14 protein-coding genes and 4 tRNA genes are annotated in these 17,029 nt (G+C 68.6%); 10 read left to right on the top strand and 8 right to left on the bottom strand.

Annotated features, from left to right (window positions below):
* Positions 1 to 52: 52 nt before the first annotated feature.
* From purS to purM, 8 genes are all read left to right on the top strand, one after another.
* Positions 53 to 298 (top strand): phosphoribosylformylglycinamidine synthase subunit PurS, encoded by a 246-nt coding sequence (purS, locus tag PV679_RS31085; RefSeq protein ID WP_319683994.1) that lies wholly within the window; start codon positions 53 to 55, stop codon positions 296 to 298.
* Positions 295 to 978 carry a phosphoribosylformylglycinamidine synthase subunit PurQ gene (gene purQ / locus PV679_RS31080; protein ID WP_319683992.1) on the top strand — a complete coding sequence of 228 codons (684 nt, stop codon included), beginning with the start codon at positions 295 to 297 and terminating at the stop codon, positions 976 to 978. The genes purS and purQ overlap by 4 nt, the downstream gene beginning before the upstream one ends.
* Entirely contained in the window at positions 975 to 3,224 is a 2,250-nt protein-coding gene (purL, locus tag PV679_RS31075; RefSeq protein ID WP_319683991.1) for a phosphoribosylformylglycinamidine synthase subunit PurL, read from the top strand. The genes purQ and purL overlap by 4 nt, the downstream gene beginning before the upstream one ends.
* Positions 3,225 to 3,307: 83 nt before the next feature.
* On the top strand, positions 3,308 to 3,520 hold the full coding sequence (locus PV679_RS31070; RefSeq protein ID WP_319683990.1) for a DUF4177 domain-containing protein: 213 nt from the start codon (positions 3,308 to 3,310) through the stop codon (positions 3,518 to 3,520).
* An 81-nt stretch (positions 3,521 to 3,601) separates the two neighbouring features.
* A complete protein-coding gene (locus PV679_RS31065; RefSeq protein WP_319683988.1) occupies positions 3,602 to 4,393 on the top strand; it encodes a maleylpyruvate isomerase family mycothiol-dependent enzyme in 792 nt (263 codons plus the stop codon).
* Positions 4,394 to 4,486: 93 nt separating this feature from the next.
* Positions 4,487 to 5,296, top strand: a complete 810-nt coding sequence (locus PV679_RS31060; RefSeq protein ID WP_319683987.1) for an META domain-containing protein — start codon at positions 4,487 to 4,489, stop codon at positions 5,294 to 5,296.
* 63 nt (positions 5,297 to 5,359) lie between these two features.
* A complete protein-coding gene (gene purF, locus PV679_RS31055) occupies positions 5,360 to 6,886 on the top strand; it encodes an amidophosphoribosyltransferase (protein WP_319683986.1) in 1,527 nt (508 codons plus the stop codon).
* A gap of 47 nt (positions 6,887 to 6,933) precedes the next feature.
* Positions 6,934 to 8,004 (top strand): phosphoribosylformylglycinamidine cyclo-ligase, encoded by a 1,071-nt coding sequence (purM, locus tag PV679_RS31050; protein ID WP_319683985.1) that lies wholly within the window; start codon positions 6,934 to 6,936, stop codon positions 8,002 to 8,004.
* A 132-nt stretch (positions 8,005 to 8,136) separates the two neighbouring features.
* Here the strand turns inward: purM and PV679_RS31045 are convergent, their stop codons facing one another.
* Together PV679_RS31045 and PV679_RS31040 are read right to left on the bottom strand one after the other, a co-directional pair.
* The gene (locus tag PV679_RS31045) at positions 8,137 to 8,388 is read right to left on the bottom strand and encodes a DUF3073 domain-containing protein (RefSeq protein WP_319683984.1); all 252 of its coding nucleotides are present in this window, start codon (positions 8,386 to 8,388) and stop codon (positions 8,137 to 8,139) included.
* Between the two features lie 280 nt (positions 8,389 to 8,668).
* On the bottom strand, positions 8,669 to 9,751 hold the full coding sequence (locus PV679_RS31040) for a Leu/Phe/Val dehydrogenase (RefSeq protein ID WP_319683983.1): 1,083 nt from the start codon (positions 9,749 to 9,751) through the stop codon (positions 8,669 to 8,671).
* A 155-nt stretch (positions 9,752 to 9,906) separates the two neighbouring features.
* Here PV679_RS31040 and PV679_RS31035 point away from each other — a divergent pair, with 155 nt between their 5' ends.
* On the top strand, positions 9,907 to 10,746 hold the full coding sequence (locus tag PV679_RS31035; RefSeq protein ID WP_319683982.1) for a hypothetical protein: 840 nt from the start codon (positions 9,907 to 9,909) through the stop codon (positions 10,744 to 10,746).
* Positions 10,747 to 11,212: 466 nt separating this feature from the next.
* Positions 11,213 to 11,419, top strand: a complete 207-nt coding sequence (gene bldC / locus PV679_RS31030) for a developmental transcriptional regulator BldC (protein WP_003949541.1) — start codon at positions 11,213 to 11,215, stop codon at positions 11,417 to 11,419.
* Positions 11,420 to 11,794: 375 nt separating this feature from the next.
* Here the strand turns inward: bldC and PV679_RS31025 are convergent, their stop codons facing one another.
* The 6 genes from PV679_RS31025 to PV679_RS31000 form a co-directional block, all read right to left on the bottom strand.
* A complete protein-coding gene (locus tag PV679_RS31025) occupies positions 11,795 to 11,992 on the bottom strand; it encodes a DUF6274 family protein (RefSeq protein ID WP_319683981.1) in 198 nt (65 codons plus the stop codon).
* A 275-nt stretch (positions 11,993 to 12,267) separates the two neighbouring features.
* Positions 12,268 to 12,342: transfer RNA gene (locus PV679_RS31020), tRNA-Asp, on the bottom strand.
* 113 nt (positions 12,343 to 12,455) lie between these two features.
* Positions 12,456 to 16,490 carry an ATP-dependent RNA helicase HrpA gene (hrpA, locus tag PV679_RS31015; RefSeq protein WP_319683980.1) on the bottom strand — a complete coding sequence of 1,345 codons (4,035 nt, stop codon included), beginning with the start codon at positions 16,488 to 16,490 and terminating at the stop codon, positions 12,456 to 12,458.
* A 122-nt stretch (positions 16,491 to 16,612) separates the two neighbouring features.
* Positions 16,613 to 16,689, bottom strand: a tRNA-Phe gene (locus tag PV679_RS31010).
* A 20-nt stretch (positions 16,690 to 16,709) separates the two neighbouring features.
* Positions 16,710 to 16,784, bottom strand: a tRNA-Asp gene (locus PV679_RS31005).
* Positions 16,785 to 16,822: 38 nt separating this feature from the next.
* Positions 16,823 to 16,895: transfer RNA gene (locus PV679_RS31000), tRNA-Glu, on the bottom strand.
* Between the last annotated feature and the right edge of the window lie 134 nt (positions 16,896 to 17,029).

Here is a 17,029-nt window from a genome sequence, read left to right as displayed (position 1 = left end):
CCCCGGAGAACACAGCAGCAGAACCAGCCGCACCACACCACCGGGAGTGCCAGTGGCACGCGTCGTAGTCGACGTCATGCTCAAGCCGGAGATCCTCGACCCGCAGGGACAGGCGGTGCAGCGCGCACTGCCCCGTCTGGGCTTCGAGGGGATCGCCGATGTCCGCCAGGGAAAGCGCTTCGAGCTCGAAGTGGCGGGGCCGGTCGACGACGCCGCCCTCGCCCGCATCCACGAGATGGCCGAGACTTTCCTCGCCAACACCGTCATCGAGGACTTCATCGTGAAGGTGGAGTCGTGACCGCTCGTATCGGAGTCGTCACCTTCCCCGGCACGCTCGACGACCGGGACAGCCTGCGGGCCGCCCGGATCGCCGGGGCCGAGCCCGTCCAGCTCTGGCACCGCGACAAGGACCTCAAGCAGGTCGACGCGGTGGTCCTGGCCGGTGGCTTCAGCTACGGCGACTATCTGCGCGCCGGAGCCATCTCCCGCTTCTCGCCGGTGATGGAGACGGTCATCGAGCAGGCGAAGGCCGGCATGCCGGTTCTCGGGATCTGCAACGGCTTCCAGATCCTCACCGAGAGCCATCTGCTCCCGGGCGCGATGCTGCGCAACAACCATCTGCACTTCATCTGCCGCGACCAGAAACTCCGGGTGGAAACCGCCGACACCGCCTGGACCGCGGATTACTCCGCCGGCCAGGAAATCTCGGTTCCGCTCAAGAACATCGACGGCCGGTACGTCGCCGACGAGCGTGTCCTCGACGAGCTGGAGGCGGAGGGCCGGGTCGCCTTCCGCTACCTCGACGGCAACCCCAACGGTTCGCTGCGCGACATCGCCGGTGTCACCAACGCGGCGGGCAACGTCGTCGGCCTGATGCCCCACCCCGAACACGCCGTGGAGCCGCTGATCGGTACGGGCCGTACCGACGGCCTCGGATTCTTCACCTCGATCCTGAAGAAGCTGGTAAGCGCCTCATGACTCTGGACACCGTCAAGCACGCGAGCGAGACGCCCGACGTCGAGCAGCCCTGGAAGGAGCTCGGCCTCAAGGAGGACGAGTACGTCCGGGTCCGCGAGATCCTCGGCCGCCGCCCGACCGGTGCCGAGCTGGCCATGTACTCCGTGATGTGGTCCGAGCACTGCTCGTACAAGAGCAGCAAGGTGCACCTCAAGCAGTTCGGCGAGAAGGTCCCCGCCAACGAGGCGATGCTGGTCGGCATCGGTGAGAACGCGGGCGTCGTGGACGTCGGCCAGGGATACGCGGTCACCTTCAAGGTCGAGTCGCACAACCACCCGTCGTACGTCGAGCCGTACCAGGGCGCCGCGACCGGCGTCGGCGGCATCGTGCGCGACATCATCGCGATGGGAGCGCGGCCGGTCGCGGTCGTCGACCCGCTGCGGATGGGCGCCGCCGACCACCCCGACACCAAGCGGGTGCTGCCCGGCGTGGTCGCCGGCATCGGTGGTTACGGCAACTGCCTGGGTCTGCCGAACATCGGCGGCGAGCTGGTCTTCGACGCCTGTTACCAAGGGAACCCGCTGGTCAACGCCGGTGCCATCGGTGTGATGCGGCACGAGGACATCCATCTGGCCAAGGCCTCGGGTCCGGGCAACAAGGTGATCCTGTACGGCGCCCGCACCGGCGGCGACGGTATCGGCGGCGCCTCCATCCTGGCCTCCGAGACCTTCGACGACAGCAAGCCGTCGAAGCGTCCGGCCGTCCAGGTCGGTGACCCGTTCCAGGAGAAGCTCCTCATCGAGTGCACCCTGGAGGCGTTCGCCGAGAAGCTGGTCGTCGGTATCCAGGACCTCGGCGCGGCCGGTCTGTCCTGTGCGACGAGCGAGCTCGCGTCCAACGGCTCCGGCGGTATGCGGGTCGAGCTGGACGACGTACCGCTGCGCGACTCCACGCTCTCGCCCGAGGAGATCCTCATGAGCGAGTCGCAGGAGCGCATGTGCGCGGTCGTCGAGCCGGACAAGGTCGGCCGCTTCCTGGAGATCTGCGAGAAGTGGGACGTCATCGCCACCGTCGTCGGTGAGGTGACGGAAGGCGACCGGCTGGAGATCTTCTGGCACGGCGAGAAGATCGTCGACGTCGACCCGCGCACGGTGGCCCATGACGGCCCGGTCTACGAGCGCCCGTACGCCCGTCCGGACTGGCAGGACGCCCTCCAGGCCGACGACGCGAACAAGCTGGCGCGGCCGGAGACCTCCGAGGAGCTGCGCGCGCAGGTCCTCAGGCTGGTCGGCTCGCCGAACCAGGCGTCGAAGTCCTGGGTCACGGACCAGTACGACCGGTTCGTCCAGGGCAACACCGTCCTCGCGCAGCCGGAGGACTCCGGCATGATCCGCGTCAACGAGGAGACCGGCCTCGGCGTCGCCATCGCCACGGACGGAAACGGCCGCTACACCAAGCTGGACCCGTACACGGGCGCGCAGCTCGCGCTGGCCGAGTCGTACCGCAATGTCGCCGCCTCCGGCGCCAGGCCGCTCGCCATCTCGGACTGTCTGAACTTCGGCTCGCCGGAGGACCCGGACGTCATGTGGCAGTTCGCCGAGGCCATCCGTGGTCTGGCGGACGGCTGTCTCCAGCTCGGCACTCCGGTGACCGGCGGAAATGTCTCGCTCTACAACCAGACCGGCGAGGCGGCGATCCATCCCACGCCCGTGGTCGCCGTCCTCGGTGTGATCGACGATGTCTCCCGCCGCACCCCGATCGCCTTCAAGGAGAAGGGACAGCTTCTCTATCTCCTCGGTGACACCCGTGAGGAGTTCGGCGGCTCGGCCTGGTCGCAGGTCGTCCACGACCACCTCGGCGGGCTGCCGCCGGCCGTGGACCTGGACCGGGAGAAGCTGCTCGGCGAGATCCTGATCTCGGCGTCCCGCGACGGAATGATCGACGCGGCGCACGATCTGAGCGACGGCGGTCTGATCCAGGCGATCACCGAGTCCTGCCTGCGCGGCGGAAACGGCGCGCGTCTGGTGGTGCCGGACGGGCTCGACGCCTTCACGTTCCTGTTCAGCGAGTCGGCGGGCCGCGCGGTCGTCGCCGTCCCGCGCAGCGAGGAGCTCCGCTTCACCGACATGTGCGGTGCGCGCGGGCTGCCCGCGACCCGGATCGGCGTCGTGGACGGCGACGGTGTCGAGGTCCAGGGTGAGTTCAGCCTCGCGCTGAGCGAGCTGAAGGACGTGCACGAGGCGGCCATCCCGGCGCTGCTCGCCTGACCGCCTGGTGATCACCTTCTCGTGATTGGCTGGTGCCGCACGCGTTCGCCGTGCGGCACCAGCCACCGACAAGGGGAGGGCCCATGTCCGGGTCGTACGAATACAAGGTCGTCACATTCCGGGAGTCGCTCATCGGCGACGCCCTGGACAGCGACAAGCTGGAGAAGACGCTCAACAAGCACGCGGAGGACGGCTGGGCCCTCAAGGCCATCACGGCCGCCGACGTCAAGGGCCGTATCGGTCCCGGCGCGGTGGAGGGTCTCCTGCTCACCCTGGAGCGTCCCCGCCAGGCGTGATCTCCCGGCAAGTGGCCCGTCGTCCGCGCGCACGCGGCCGGCGGGCGGCCCGGCTCACCGGGGTCGGTTAGCCTCGCCGCTATGCCACCGGCCAAGAAGCGCACCCGCAGCTACGACCCAGCCAAGACCCGTACCGCCGTGCTGGCCCAGTTCGGGAACGTACGCGAAGCGGTCGGCGCGCTCACACCGGACCAGCTCGCACTGCCCACCGCGCTCGGTGACTGGACCGTACGCGAGCTGGCCGCGCATCTGGCCATGGCGGTCGAGGCCGTGAACCGCGGGCTGGAACAGCCGGCGCCGGCCGGTCCACTGATCACTCCGCTGGAGTGGCCGTTCGCGACGGCGTCCCGCGCCGCCGCCATCGCCGAGGACATCCGGGCGGTTTCGGCGTCGTCCGCACCGGACGAGCTGTTCGAGCGCGCCGCGGACCGGATCGCCCGGCTGCTGCCCGGAGCGCCGGACGACCGGCCGGTGGCGTTCCGCCTCGGCGCCATGCGGCTGGCGGACCTCCTGGTCACCCGTACCGTCGAGCTGGTCGTGCACACCGACGATCTGAACCGGGCGGCCGGGCTGAGCATCCCGTACGACCGAGGAGCGCTCGCCGTCTGCACACGGCTGCTGGCCGACGCCCTCGCGGTGAAGGCCCCCGGCGCGTCGACCGAGGTACGGGTGCCGCCGTACGCGGTGGTGCAGTGCGTGGAAGGCCCGCGGCACACTCGCGGCACGCCGCCCAATGTCGTCGAGACCGATCCGATCACCTGGATACGGCTGGCCACCGGCCGTATGTCCTGGAGCGAGGCGCTGGACACGGCGCGGGTGAGCGCGAGCGGGGAGCGCGCGGATCTCTCCGCGCTCCTGCCGCTCATGGGATGACTCGGAGCGGGACGGAGCGGCGGGCGCACCGGCAAGCGGGTGACGGGCGCCGGGAGGACGGAACCGGAGTCCCACGGGCCTCGTCCCATCGGCATGCAGAAGCAGCAGATCATCACTGTCACTGCCGTCGCACTGCTCACGCTCGCCGCGTGCGGCACGGATCCCGGGTCCGGCTCGGGAGGCGGCGGAGGTTCGGTACGGACCGGGCTTCCGCTCACCGATGTCCGCTGGAACGTCGACAGCGTGACCGTCGGCGGCAAGAAGACAGCCGCGCCCGCCGGAGCCAGCGTGGAGATCGGCACCGAGGGCCGGGCCAGCGCCCGTACGGGCTGCAACTCCATCGGCGCGGATGTCACCGTCGACGGCGACACGATCACCGTGGGTGACAAGCGGTCCACGCTGATCGGCTGTCCCGAGAAGCTCAAGGACTTCGAGAAGGCTCTGAACGGCGCCTTCTCCGGGAAGCTGAAGGCCGAGGTGGACGACAAACGCCTCACGCTCACCACGGCGGGCGGCGACTCCATCGCTCTGACCTCCGAGCCGCCGGCGCCTCTCGCGGGCACCGAGTGGACCGTGAACGCCCTGGTCGCCGGCGCCACCGCGAAGTCCCTGCCAGGAGGGACGGACGGGAAGGCGTACTTCACGCTCCGTAACGGCTCCGTGGAGGGCAGCCTCGGCTGCAACCGCTTCAGCGGTCCGGTGGAGATCTCCGGGTCCACGGTCACCTTCGGCCGGATCTCCGCCACGCGCAAGCTCTGTCCGGGGCCGGAGATGACGCTGGAACGCCAGGTGCAGAAGGTGCTGGAGGGGAAGGTCACATATGACCTGCACCACCGCGGTCTGACCCTCACGACCCCGGACGGCCAAGGCCTGAGCGCTGTCGCGGCCCCGTCCGGGAAGTGATCCGGAGGCCCGGGCCGTATCCCCAATTCGGACCAGTGGTCGATCTCGCCTACACTCGGTGGCGTGCCTCGTGGTGATGGACGACTCAACCACGACCTGCTCCCCGGTGAGAAGGGCCCCCAGGACGCTTGCGGCGTCTTCGGAGTCTGGGCCCCGGGTGAAGAGGTCGCCAAGCTCACCTACTTCGGACTGTATGCCCTGCAGCACCGTGGACAGGAGTCCGCGGGCATCGCAGTGAGCAACGGCTCCCAGATCCTGGTTTTCAAGGACATGGGCCTGGTTTCCCAGGTCTTCGACGAAACCTCCCTCGGCTCCCTCCAGGGCCATATCGCGGTGGGCCATGCCCGCTACTCCACCACCGGAGCCTCGGTGTGGGAGAACGCGCAGCCGACCTTCCGGGCCACGGCCAACGGCTCCATCGCGCTCGGACACAACGGCAATCTGGTCAATACCGCCCAGCTCGCCGAGATGGTCGCGGATCTGCCCAAGCGGAACGGCCGGTCGACCCAGGTCGCCGCGACCAACGACACCGACCTGGTGACGGCTCTCCTGGCCGGCCAGACGGACGAGGACGGCAAGCCCCTCACGGTCGAGGAAGCCGCCGCGAAAATACTGCCGGACGTGCGAGGCGCCTTCTCGCTCGTCTTCATGGACGAGCACACGCTCTACGCGGCCCGTGACCCGCAGGGCATCCGCCCGCTGGTGCTCGGCCGTCTGGAGCGCGGCTGGGTGGTCGCCTCCGAGAGCGCCGCTCTCGACATCTGCGGCGCGGCGTACGTCCGTGAGATCGAGCCGGGCGAGCTGATCGCCGTCGACGAGAACGGTCTCCGTACGCAGCGATTCGCGGAAGCGAAGCCCAAGGGCTGCGTTTTCGAGTACGTCTATCTGGCCCGTCCCGACACGGACATCGCCGGGCGGAACGTCTATCTGTCCCGCGTGGAAATGGGCCGGAAACTCGCCAAAGAAGCGCCCGTCGAGGCGGATCTGGTCATAGCGACTCCGGAGTCCGGCACGCCGGCCGCGATCGGCTACGCGGAAGCCAGCGGCATTCCCTACGGCTCGGGCCTCGTCAAGAACGCCTATGTCGGCCGGACCTTCATCCAGCCGTCCCAGACCATCCGCCAGCTCGGCATTCGCCTCAAGCTGAATCCGCTCAAGGAAGTCATCCGCGGCAAGCGCCTGGTGGTCGTCGACGACTCGATCGTCCGCGGCAACACCCAGCGCGCCCTGGTCAGGATGCTCCGTGAGGCGGGCGCCGCCGAGGTCCACATCCGGATCTCGTCCCCGCCGGTCAAATGGCCGTGCTTCTTCGGCATCGACTTCGCCACCAGGGCCGAGCTGATCGCCAACGGCATGACGATCGAGGAGATCGGTGCCTCCCTGGGCGCCGACTCCCTCTCGTACATCTCCATCGACGGCATGATCGAGGCGACCACGATCGCCAAGCCGAATCTCTGCCGCGCCTGCTTCGACGGCGAGTACCCGATGGAGCTTCCCGATCCCGAGCTGCTCGGCAAGCAGCTCCTGGAGACCGAGCTGGCGGCGGGCCCCGCGAAGACCGCGGCCGCCGAAGCGCTCCGCCGTCCGTGACAACAGTCCCGTCCGACGACCGAATGCCGACAGGAAAGTTCCCAGCAATGTCCGAGACGACTACTGGTGCCAGTTATGCCGCCGCGGGCGTCGACATCGAAGCCGGTGACCGCGCGGTCGAGCTGATGAAGGAGTGGGTGAAGAAGACGCAGCGCCCCGAGGTCCTCGGCGGTCTCGGCGGCTTCGCCGGCCTCTTCGACGCCTCCGCCCTCAAGCGCTACGAGCGTCCGCTGCTCGCCTCCGCCACCGACGGTGTCGGGACGAAGGTCGATCTGGCCCGCAAGATGGGCGTGTACGACACGATCGGCCACGATCTTGTCGGCATGGTCGTCGACGACCTGGTCGTCTGCGGCGCCGAGCCGCTCTTCATGACCGACTACATCTGTGTCGGCAAGGTCCATCCCGAGCGTGTCGCCGCCATCGTCAAGGGCATCGCGGAAGGCTGTGTGCTGGCCGGCTGCGCGCTGGTCGGCGGCGAGACCGCCGAGCACCCCGGACTTCTCGGCGAGGACGACTTCGATGTCGCCGGCGCCGGTACGGGTGTGGTCGAGGCGGACCGGCTGCTCGGCGCGGATCGTATCCGTACGGGTGACACGGTGATCGCCATGGCGTCCTCCGGGCTTCACTCCAATGGATACTCGCTGGTCCGGCATGTGGTCTTCGACCGGGCCGGCTGGTCGCTGGACCGCGAGGTCGCGGAGTTCGGCCGGACCCTGGGCGAGGAGCTGCTGGAGCCCACCAAGATCTACTCGCTGGACTGTCTGGCGCTGACCAGGACCACCGAGGTGCACGCGTTCAGCCATGTCACCGGAGGCGGTCTCGCCGCCAATCTGGCCCGGGTGATCCCGGACCATCTGCACGCCACGGTGGACCGCTCGACCTGGACGCCCGGCGCGGTCTTCGACGTCGTCGGCACGGCGGGCCGGGTGGAGCGCCTCGAACTGGAGAAGACGCTGAACATGGGCGTCGGCATGATCGCCGTCGTCCCGGCGGACTCAGCCGACACCGCGCTCACCACACTGGCCGACCGAGGCGTGGAAGCCTGGGTCGCCGGAGAGATCACGGAGCGCGCCGGTCATGCCACCGGAGCGGCCCTGACCGGCGACTATCTGAGCTGACGGCCCGAGCGCTCCTTGTCGTCGGCCGGTCCTGCGGTATCGGCCGACGGCGAAGCGCCCGCGGGCAGCACTGAACCCGGTCCAGGAGGAAGGCCCCGGACCGGGTCGGTGACTGATCGAGGTATACGGACGTCAAGCGCCGCGGCGCTGCGCCGAGGGCCCGGACTCGTCGTCCTCGTCCTCGTCGTCGTTGTACAGATCCGCGTACTGTGCGTACGGGTCATCTTCCTCGTCGTCATCCTCGAACGGCTCGCCGTTCGGCGGTTGACTCGAAGGCGATGCGCCCAGCTCGTTGGCCAGACGCGACAGGTCAGTCCCGCCGCTGTTGTACTTCAGCTGGCGGGCGACCTTCGTCTGCTTGGCCTTGGCCCGGCCGCGCCCCATGGCTCGACCCCCTCGGTGACGGGGCTCGACGGCCCCAGAGTCTTGACACGCGTTCATGAATCCGAACGAGCTCTCCGCGGAGAGACCCGTCCGTAGGGCTTCAACGGTACCTGCTTCCGCGGCCATACGGTACGCCGCCCGCATGACGCGCCCCGGAGCAGGACCAGCGGGGCGCCCCGTCCTCGCTGGTCAGCTGCGATTTTAACCTCTTCTTGAGGGGCGACCCGCCGACCGGCGTGAGTCTCGTCTCCCCGGCGCCCGGGCCGCCACCTCACCGGGCTCAGCGGCGGCGCGCCTCCGCCATGCGGTGCTCGGCGATCCGGTCCGCCGCCGCAGCCGGCGGAATACCGTCTTCATTCGCACGTGCGAAGATTTCCAGCGTGGTGTCGAAGATCTTCGCGGCCTTCGCACGGCACCGCTCGAAGTCGAATCCGTGCAGCTCGTCGGCGACCTGGATCACGCCGCCCGCGTTCACCACGTAGTCCGGCGCGTAGAGGATGCCGCGGTCCGCGAGATCCTTCTCGACACCCGGGTGGGCGAGCTGGTTGTTGGCCGCTCCGCACACCACCGTCGCGGTCAGGACGGGCACGGACGCGTCGTTCAGCGCACCGCCGAGCGCGCACGGCGCGTAGATGTCCAGCCCCTCGGTACGGATCAGCGCCTCGGTGTCGGCGACCGCGGCCACCTGCGAGTGCTGGTCGGTGATCCGGCGCACCGACTCCTCCCGTACGTCCGTGATCACGACCCGCGCGCCCTCCTGGAGCAGATGCCCGACCAGGTGGTGTCCGACCTTGCCGACGCCCGCGACACCGACCGTACGGCCGCGCAGCGACGGGTCGCCCCAGCGCTGCTGGGCGCTCGCCCGCATGCCCTGGAAGACGCCGAAGGCGGTCAGGACCGACGAGTCGCCCGCGCCGCCGTTCTCCGGGGAGCGGCCGGTGGTCCAGGCGCACTCACGGGCCACGACGTCCATGTCGGCGACATAGGTGCCGACATCGCAGGCGGTGACGTACCGGCCGCCGAGCGAGGCCACGAACCGGCCGTAGGCCAGCAGCAGCTCCTCGGTCTTGATCTGCTCGGGGTCGCCGATGATCACGGCCTTGCCGCCGCCGTGGTCGAGCCCGGCCAGAGCGTTCTTGTACGACATGCCGCGGGAGAGGTTCAGCGCGTCGGCGACGGCCTCGTCCTCGGACGCGTACGGATAGAAGCGCGTGCCCCCGAGGGCGGGGCCCAGGGCGGTCGAGTGGAGGGCGATGACGGCCTTGAGCCCGCTGGCGCGGTCCTGGCACAGAACGACTTGTTCATGTCCTCCCTGCTCCGAGCGGAACAGGGTCTGCAGGACGCCGTCGGTCACATCGGTCACTGTGGTGACTCCCAAGTACGAAGCGGCGGTGGGAAGCCCCTCCTGCGGGTGGGGAGGGACCAGTTGGGCAAGAGAGTAAGTCCTGCGCCGAGACAGATCAGCCGCAGTGCCGAGGATCACCCCCCTGGCGGGTACGGGCGTGGGACGATCGCCCAATGCCGGCGGTGTCTTCTGTGCTTGTCCCTTACGCGTCCTACCTGCGGGTGTACGAGCCGCTGGCGGCCTTCCCGGAGCCCGAGAGAGGCCACTGGGCACGCTACGCCCGGCGTGACCGTACGCCCACCGCACAGGACGAACTACGGCGTTCTCTGGCCGACTTGCTGCCGACCCCGCCGATGCCGGTGCCGGTCCACGAGAGCGCGGACGCGTTTGTGACCGAGGTGGACGGAGTTGTGTGCGTCTGTCCGTGGCGGACCCGGCTGCGCGGCTGGCTGGCGCTGGAGGAGCTCGGCAAGGTCCTGCCGACGCCGCTGCTGGACGTGGTGCTGCCGCCGGTGGTGCGGGGCCAGGCCGCGGCGGACTACGAGCGCTGGCGGGACCGCAATCCGGACGCGCGGCCGTGGATCAGGACGGCGGTCTGGCAGGTGCCGGTGCGCTGGTTCGCGCTCTTCTCGGACGACGAGCGCGAGTACGAGGCCGGCGGGCCGGAGGCGCCGGTGCTGCGCTACCGGACGCCGATGGTCCAGGCCCGGCGGCGGCTGGCCCGCGCGCTGAAGACCCTGCGGGACACGGTGGACGACGGCCCGCTGATCGCGGGCCTGGTGGATGTGGGACGGTGGCTGGAGGAGTTCCATCCGCGTTCGCTGGTCGAGCTGGACTACGGCGGCCTGGTGCACGCCCTGTCCGGGACCCAGCTCGCGGAGGACCGTTCCGCGGCCGATGTGGCGGCCGGTATCGCCGCGCTGCGGGACGGAAACGGCGAGGGAGCCACCGAGGCGTACGGACGGCTCATGGAGCGCTGGCGGGCCGTGAGCGACCGCCAGTTCGCGAACTGAGCCCCGCGTTGGGCACGCCCTAGGGCAGAGGTCCCGATCCGGGCCTTTGACTCAAGCGTGACGGACCGCACTAACGGGGCCCTTGCGCCCATCGCCCACCCTCGTGTCAAAATAGGACAAGGAGTCCGGTTGGGGCTCCTTCCGTACGGGTAGGGGCGGAATGCTCTGTATTGCACTCTGTGTGGGGGCCTGGTGACTCCTGATCGCTCTGTGACTGATCGTATCTGTGACGTGACTGTCCGCTATGGCATGGTCCATCGGCTTCCGCCGCTGATGAACACCTCAGAGGGCAATTCCATCGGTTTGGCCGACGTGGCTGGACGGATGGTGTAGTTGTAGTGCCGAGGACAAGCCGTTCGTCCTATAACCGACTCGGCCCGCGTCCGCCATTTCGGGCAACGCGGGTCAAGGTGCAGAATTTAGAGGAAAGAACCGAGATGGTTCGGTTCTCCCGAGGAGGCCGCTCATGACCGCTCGCACCCCTGATGCCGAGCCGCTGCTGACCCCGGCTGAGGTTGCCACGATGTTCCGCGTGGACCCGAAGACGGTCACTCGCTGGGCAAAAGCCGGCAAGCTCACGTCCATCCGCACGCTCGGTGGGCATCGCCGGTATCGCGAGGCAGAGGTCCGCGCACTGCTTGCGGGTATTCCGCAGCAGCGCAGCGAGGCCTGAACACCCCAGCAGGGCTCAACAGAGCTCTACAAGCAGGGCACAACCGGGTCCCCCAACTCGGTCGTCCCGACCCATAGCTCCACACGACGGGCGCCTGCCCCAACAGGCCCCATGCCCTCGCAACACGGGTAAGTCGTCGATCGCGCTGGACTCCGCCGAGTCCAGCGCGATCTTTTTTGTGTGCCGCGAAGGTGCTGTCCCGGTGCTGCTCGGCCCGTGTGTTGAGGGTGAGGCGGGTGCTTCGGGTGAGGGTGCGGAGTGGGTGCAATTGCACATATTAAATTGGTGCATTGTAGGCAGGGTGTAAGCGCCGCCATTCCAGAAACCCGTTCGGTGACTCCCGTCACACTGTCCGGCCCTTGCCGGACCACGGCGTCATGGGGTCGGAGAGCTCTGGCCGTCGCTCAACTCCTCGTCAGGGAAGTCGTCCTCGGCCGACACGGGCTCCATGACGAGCCGTTGGAGGCGATGGCAGACCGGGCAGTGGCCGGTGCGGTGCGGATGGCCGGAGGCGGCCGCCAGATGCGCGCGCAGCAGCGCGCGGGTCTCGTGTCTCACTGTCGATGCCGTCACGAACGCCACCCCCCGGTGGGCCCTGGATACGAGGAATCAGGAGTCCTGATGCTTGAGTACCCCCGACGGATGGCGCCGTCAAGACGGACGGGGCCGGGGCCGGCGGATTTGGGCCCGGCATTACTGCGGCGTTGCCGCGGCATCGACGGCACTTGCCGTGACCGATGCGGTCCGCCACGGGCCGGCGGAAGCGACCTGAGCGCCCGGACGCGTCATGGACGGACGGAAAGCGAGAGAGCCCGCATCCGGTGAGGATGCGGGCTCTCTCATTACTGCGGTCCTGACGGGATTTGAACCCGCGGCCTCCACCTTGACAGGGTGGCGAGCACTCCAAGCTGCTCCACAGGACCAGGGGCCACGGCCACCTGTGACTGAGTCACCCGGTGTCGCCGCTCTTGGCTGCGAGACAGACTGTACAGCAGCTCGAAGGGTCCGGTCGAACTCACGCCTGGCGACGAGCGCGTCACGGCGCGGCCGCGTCGATCGCCCTCAGGATGCGCTTGTCGGAGACGGGCTGGGCCGTGCCCAGGGCATGCGCGAAGTAGCTCACCCGCAGCTCCTCGATCAGCCAGCGGATGTCCAGGACCTCCTGCGGCACCGGCCGTCCCGGCGGCAGCTCACCGAGCAGCCAGGCGTATTCGTCCTGCATCTCGTGGACCTTCTCCATCCGCGTGGTGTCGCGCTGGACGCTCGTCGGCATCTGCTGCAACCTCCGGTCCACCGCGACGAGATAGCGCATCAGGTCCGGCAGCCGGCGCAGCCCGGTACGGGTGACGAAGCCCGCCGGCACGAGCGCCGCGAGCTGGTCCTTCACGTCCTGGACGTTGTTCACCAGCACCAGGCTGTTCGTGGCCTTCAGACGGCGCTCACAGGCCTGCCAGGCGGCCAGGATCTGCTGGACCTGGCCGACGGTCCGTACGGTCGCGTCGACGAGATCGGCGCGGACCGAGTCGTACAGCTTGCGATACGACTCCTCGTCCCAGGCCGGGCCGCCGTGATCCGCGATCAGCTTGTCCGCGGCGGCCGTCGCGCAGTCCTCGAACAGCGCCTGGACCGAGCCGTGCGGATTACGGGACAGCGCCAGCTTCTGCTGGTTGGTCAGTTTGTCCGAGGCGAACTTCGCCGGGCTGACCGGGATGTTCAGCAGGATCAGCCGCCGCGTACCGGCCCACATCGCCTGCTGCTGTTCGGCCTCCGTGTCGAAGAGCCGTACGGCCACGGTCGCGCCCTGGTCGACCAGCGCCGGATACGCCTTGACGGGCTGGCCGGCCCGGCGGGTCTCGAAGATCCGGGACAGCGTTCCGATCGTCCAGTCGGTCAGGCCGGTGCGTTCGATCGCCTCGCCGCCCGACCGCTCCGCGGTGGCCGCGGCGGCCTTGGAGAGGGCCCGGCGGGCCTTGGGCCGCAATTGGAGCTTCAGCGCGTCGAGATCCTTGTCCTCGGCGATCTTGCGCCGCCGCTCGTCGACGATCCGGAACGTGATCTTCAGATGTCCCGGCACCTTGGACAGATCGAAGTCGTCGCCCGTGACCGGCACCCCGACCATCCGCTGGAGTTCGCGGGCGAGGGTCACCGGCAGCGGTTCGGGAAGCGGCTGGGCCGGATCGCGGCCCTCCGGTGACGACGCGCGCTCCAGAAACGCCCTCGCGTAGTTCGGCGCGGGCACATAGTGGCGCCGGATCGGCTTCGGCAGGGAGCGGATCAGCTCCATGACCACTTCCTCGCGCAGCCCCGGGATCTGCCAGTCGAAACCCTCGGAGGTGACCTGGTTCAGCACCTGGAGCGGCACATGGACGGTCACGCCGTCCGCGTCCGCTCCCGGCTCGAACTGGTACGTCACGCGGAACTTGAGCTGTCCCTGACGCCAGGAGTCCGGATAGTCGTCCTTGGTGACGGACCCGGCCTTCTCGTTGATGAGCATCGACCGCTCGAAATCGAGCAGCTCGGGATCCTCCCGGCGCCTGGCCTTCCACCAGGAGTCGAAGTGCGCGCCGGAGACCACGTCGTCCGGCACCCGCTGGTCGTAGAAGTCGTAGAGCGTCTCGTCGTCCACGAGGATGTCGCGGCGCCGCGCGCGATGCTCCAACTCCTCGACCTCGCCGAGAAGTTTGCGATTGTCATGGAAGAACTGGTGGTGCGTGCGCCAGTCGCCCTCGACGAGCGCGTTACGGATGAACAGCTCCCGGGACGCCTCCGGATCGATCCGCCCGAAGTTGACCTTCCGCTGGGCGACGATCGGCACGCCGTACAGCGTCACCTTCTCGTACGCCATCACGGCCGCCATGTCCTTCTCCCAGTGCGGCTCGCTGTAGGTCCGCTTGAGGAGATGTCCGGCGAGCGGCTCGATCCACTCGGGCTCGATCTTCGCGTTGACCCGTGCCCAGAGACGCGAGGTCTCCACCAGCTCGGCGGACATGATGAAACGCGGCGGCTTCCGGAAGAGCGCGGAGCCCGGGAAGACGGCGAATTTCGCGCTGCGGGCGCCCAGGTACTCGTTCTTGCCCGCCGCGTTCCTCCCGCTCTCCGCGCCGGTGTTCTTGCCGCTCTCGCTCCCGGTGGTCTTCACATCCTTCATGCCGATGTGCGACAGCAGCCCGGCGAGCAGCGAGACATGGATGGCCTGGTCGGCCGCGTCCTCCTCGTTGAGATGGATACCGAGCTGCTTGGCGACGGTACGGAGCTGGGAGTAGATGTCCTGCCACTCCCGGATCCGCAGGAAGTTCAGATACTCCGACTTGCACATACGGCGGAAGGCGGAGGAGGACAGCGTCTTCTGCTGCTCCCTGATGTACCGCCAGAGGTTGATGAAGGCGAGGAAGTCGGACGTCTCGTCCTTGAACCGGGCGTGCTGCTGGTCGGCCTGGGCCTGCTTCTCGGCCGGGCGCTCGCGCGGATCCTGGATGGAGAGCGCGGCGGCGATCACCATCACTTCGCGTACGCAGCCGTTGCGGTCGGCCTCGATGACCATCCGCGCGAGGCGCGGATCGACGGGAAGCTGGGAGAGCTTGCGGCCGAGCTGGGTCAGCCGCTGTCCCTTCTTGCCGTCCTGGGCGGACTTCTGTTCCAGGTCGAACGCGCCCAGCTCCTGGAGAAGCTGTACACCGTCGCGGATATTGCGGTGGTCCGGCGGGTCGATGAACGGGAACTTCTCGATGTCGCCCAGGCCGGCGGCGGTCATCTGGAGGATGACGGAGGCCAGATTCGTACGGAGGATCTCGGCGTCCGTGAACTCGGGACGCGAGACGAAGTCGTCCTCGGAGTAGAGCCGGACGCAGATGCCGTCCGACGTACGGCCGCAGCGGCCCTTGCGCTGGTTGGCGCTGGCCTGCGAGATCCGCTCGATCGGCAGCCGCTGCACCTTGGTGCGATGGCTGTACCGGGAGATACGGGCATTGCCCGGGTCGATGACGTACTTGATGCCCGGGACGGTCAGCGAGGTCTCGGCGACATTCGTGGCCAGCACGATCCTGCGGGTCGCGTTTCCCGAGGGCCGCTGGAAGACACGGTGCTGCTCGGCGTGCGAGAGCCGGGCGTAGAGAGGCAGCACCTCGGTGTGGCGCAGCTTGCGCTTCTCCAGCGCGTCGGCGGTGTCGCGGATCTCACGCTCACCGGAGAGAAAGACGAGGATGTCGCCGGAGCCCTCGGACTGGAGCTCGTCGACGGCGTCGGAGATCGCGGTGATCTGGTCGCGGTCGCCTTCGTCGCCGTCCTCCTCCAGCAGCGGCCGGTAGCGCACCTCGACCGGGTACGTACGGCCGGAGACCTCGACGATGGGCGCGTCGCCGAAGTGGCGGGAGAAGCGCTCGGGGTCGATGGTCGCCGAGGTGATGACGACCTTGAGGTCCGGGCGTCTGGGGAGGAGCTGGGCCAGATAGCCCAGCAGGAAGTCGATGTTGAGGCTGCGCTCATGGGCCTCGTCGATGATGATCGTGTCGTACGCGAGCAGCTCACGGTCCGTCTGGATCTCGGCGAGCAGGATGCCGTCGGTCATCAGCTTGACGAAGGTCGAGTCCTGGTTCACCTGGTCGGTGAAGCGGACCTTCCAGCCGACGGCCTCACCCAGCGGCGTCTCCAGCTCCTCCGCGACCCGCTCGGCGACGGTACGGGCGGCGATCCGGCGGGGCTGCGTGTGGCCGATCATGCCGCGGACACCGCGGCCGAGCTCCAGACAGATCTTCGGGATCTGGGTCGTCTTGCCGGATCCGGTCTCACCCGCGACGATCACGACCTGGTGGTCGCGTATCGCCTCCAGGATCGTGTCCTTCTTCTGGCTGACGGGAAGCTGCTCGGGATAGGTGACCGCGGGCACCCGGGACCTGCGGCCCCGGGTCCGCTCGGCGGCCTTCTCGGCCTGACCCGCGATCTCGTCCAGCACGGCCTGCCGCGCGTCGGGTTTACGAATGCGCCGTGCGCCCTCAAGCCGGCGACCGAGCCGCTGCGCGTCACGCAGCGAGACGTCGGCCAGCAGGGTCTGGAGGTCGGCGAAGGAAGTAGACATACCGGAACCAGGATCTCACCCGTGGCTCGGCGGAGGCGAACCCATTTCGAGCGGCGGACGGGCGCATGCGAAAGCCCCTCGCCGAGGACCTCGGTAAGGGGCTTTCTGCCCTGGACGGGCGTTGGTGGCTGGGGCCGGGATCGAACCGGCGACCTATCGCTTTTCAGGCGATCGCTCGTACCAACTGAGCTACCCAGCCACGCAACCTCGCGGCTGCAGCGGTCCTGACGGGATTTGAACCCGCGGCCTCCACCTTGACAGGGTGGCGAGCACTCCAAGCTGCTCCACAGGACCAAGCAATGTGCGAGCACAAGTCTCGCACACGTGTTGCGTGCCCCCAACGGGATTCGAACCCGTGCTACCGCCTTGAAAGGGCGGCGTCCTGGGCCACTAGACGATGAGGGCTAAGGGCCCGCCTGGGCGCTTTGCAGCGCGTCGGGGACGTGAGAAGCATATGGGATGCGGGGAGCTATCGCCAAAACGGTTTACGGGGCGGGCCCTTAGCCTCCAATTCTCATTGCCACAGACACTTGTCTTAA

Source organism: Streptomyces sp. AK02-01A (assembly GCF_033795305.1).
GTDB lineage: Bacteria > Actinomycetota > Actinomycetes > Streptomycetales > Streptomycetaceae > Streptomyces.
Note: the sequence above shows the minus strand (reverse complement) of the source record. Positions and strands in the feature narration are given on the sequence as shown.

Coding starts and splice junctions, on each gene's coding strand:
- hrpA (WP_319683980.1), bottom strand. CDS start 16,490: ATGTCTACTTCCTTCGCCGACCTCCAGACCCTGCTGGCCGACGTCTCG.
- PV679_RS31035 (WP_319683982.1), top strand. CDS start 9,907: ATGCCGGCGGTGTCTTCTGTGCTTGTCCCTTACGCGTCCTACCTGCGG.
- PV679_RS31060 (WP_319683987.1), top strand. CDS start 4,487: ATGCAGAAGCAGCAGATCATCACTGTCACTGCCGTCGCACTGCTCACG.
- PV679_RS31045 (WP_319683984.1), bottom strand. CDS start 8,388: ATGGGGCGCGGCCGGGCCAAGGCCAAGCAGACGAAGGTCGCCCGCCAG.
- purM (WP_319683985.1), top strand. CDS start 6,934: ATGTCCGAGACGACTACTGGTGCCAGTTATGCCGCCGCGGGCGTCGAC.
- PV679_RS31070 (WP_319683990.1), top strand. CDS start 3,308: ATGTCCGGGTCGTACGAATACAAGGTCGTCACATTCCGGGAGTCGCTC.
- purL (WP_319683991.1), top strand. CDS start 975: ATGACTCTGGACACCGTCAAGCACGCGAGCGAGACGCCCGACGTCGAG.
- PV679_RS31065 (WP_319683988.1), top strand. CDS start 3,602: ATGCCACCGGCCAAGAAGCGCACCCGCAGCTACGACCCAGCCAAGACC.
- bldC (WP_003949541.1), top strand. CDS start 11,213: ATGACCGCTCGCACCCCTGATGCCGAGCCGCTGCTGACCCCGGCTGAG.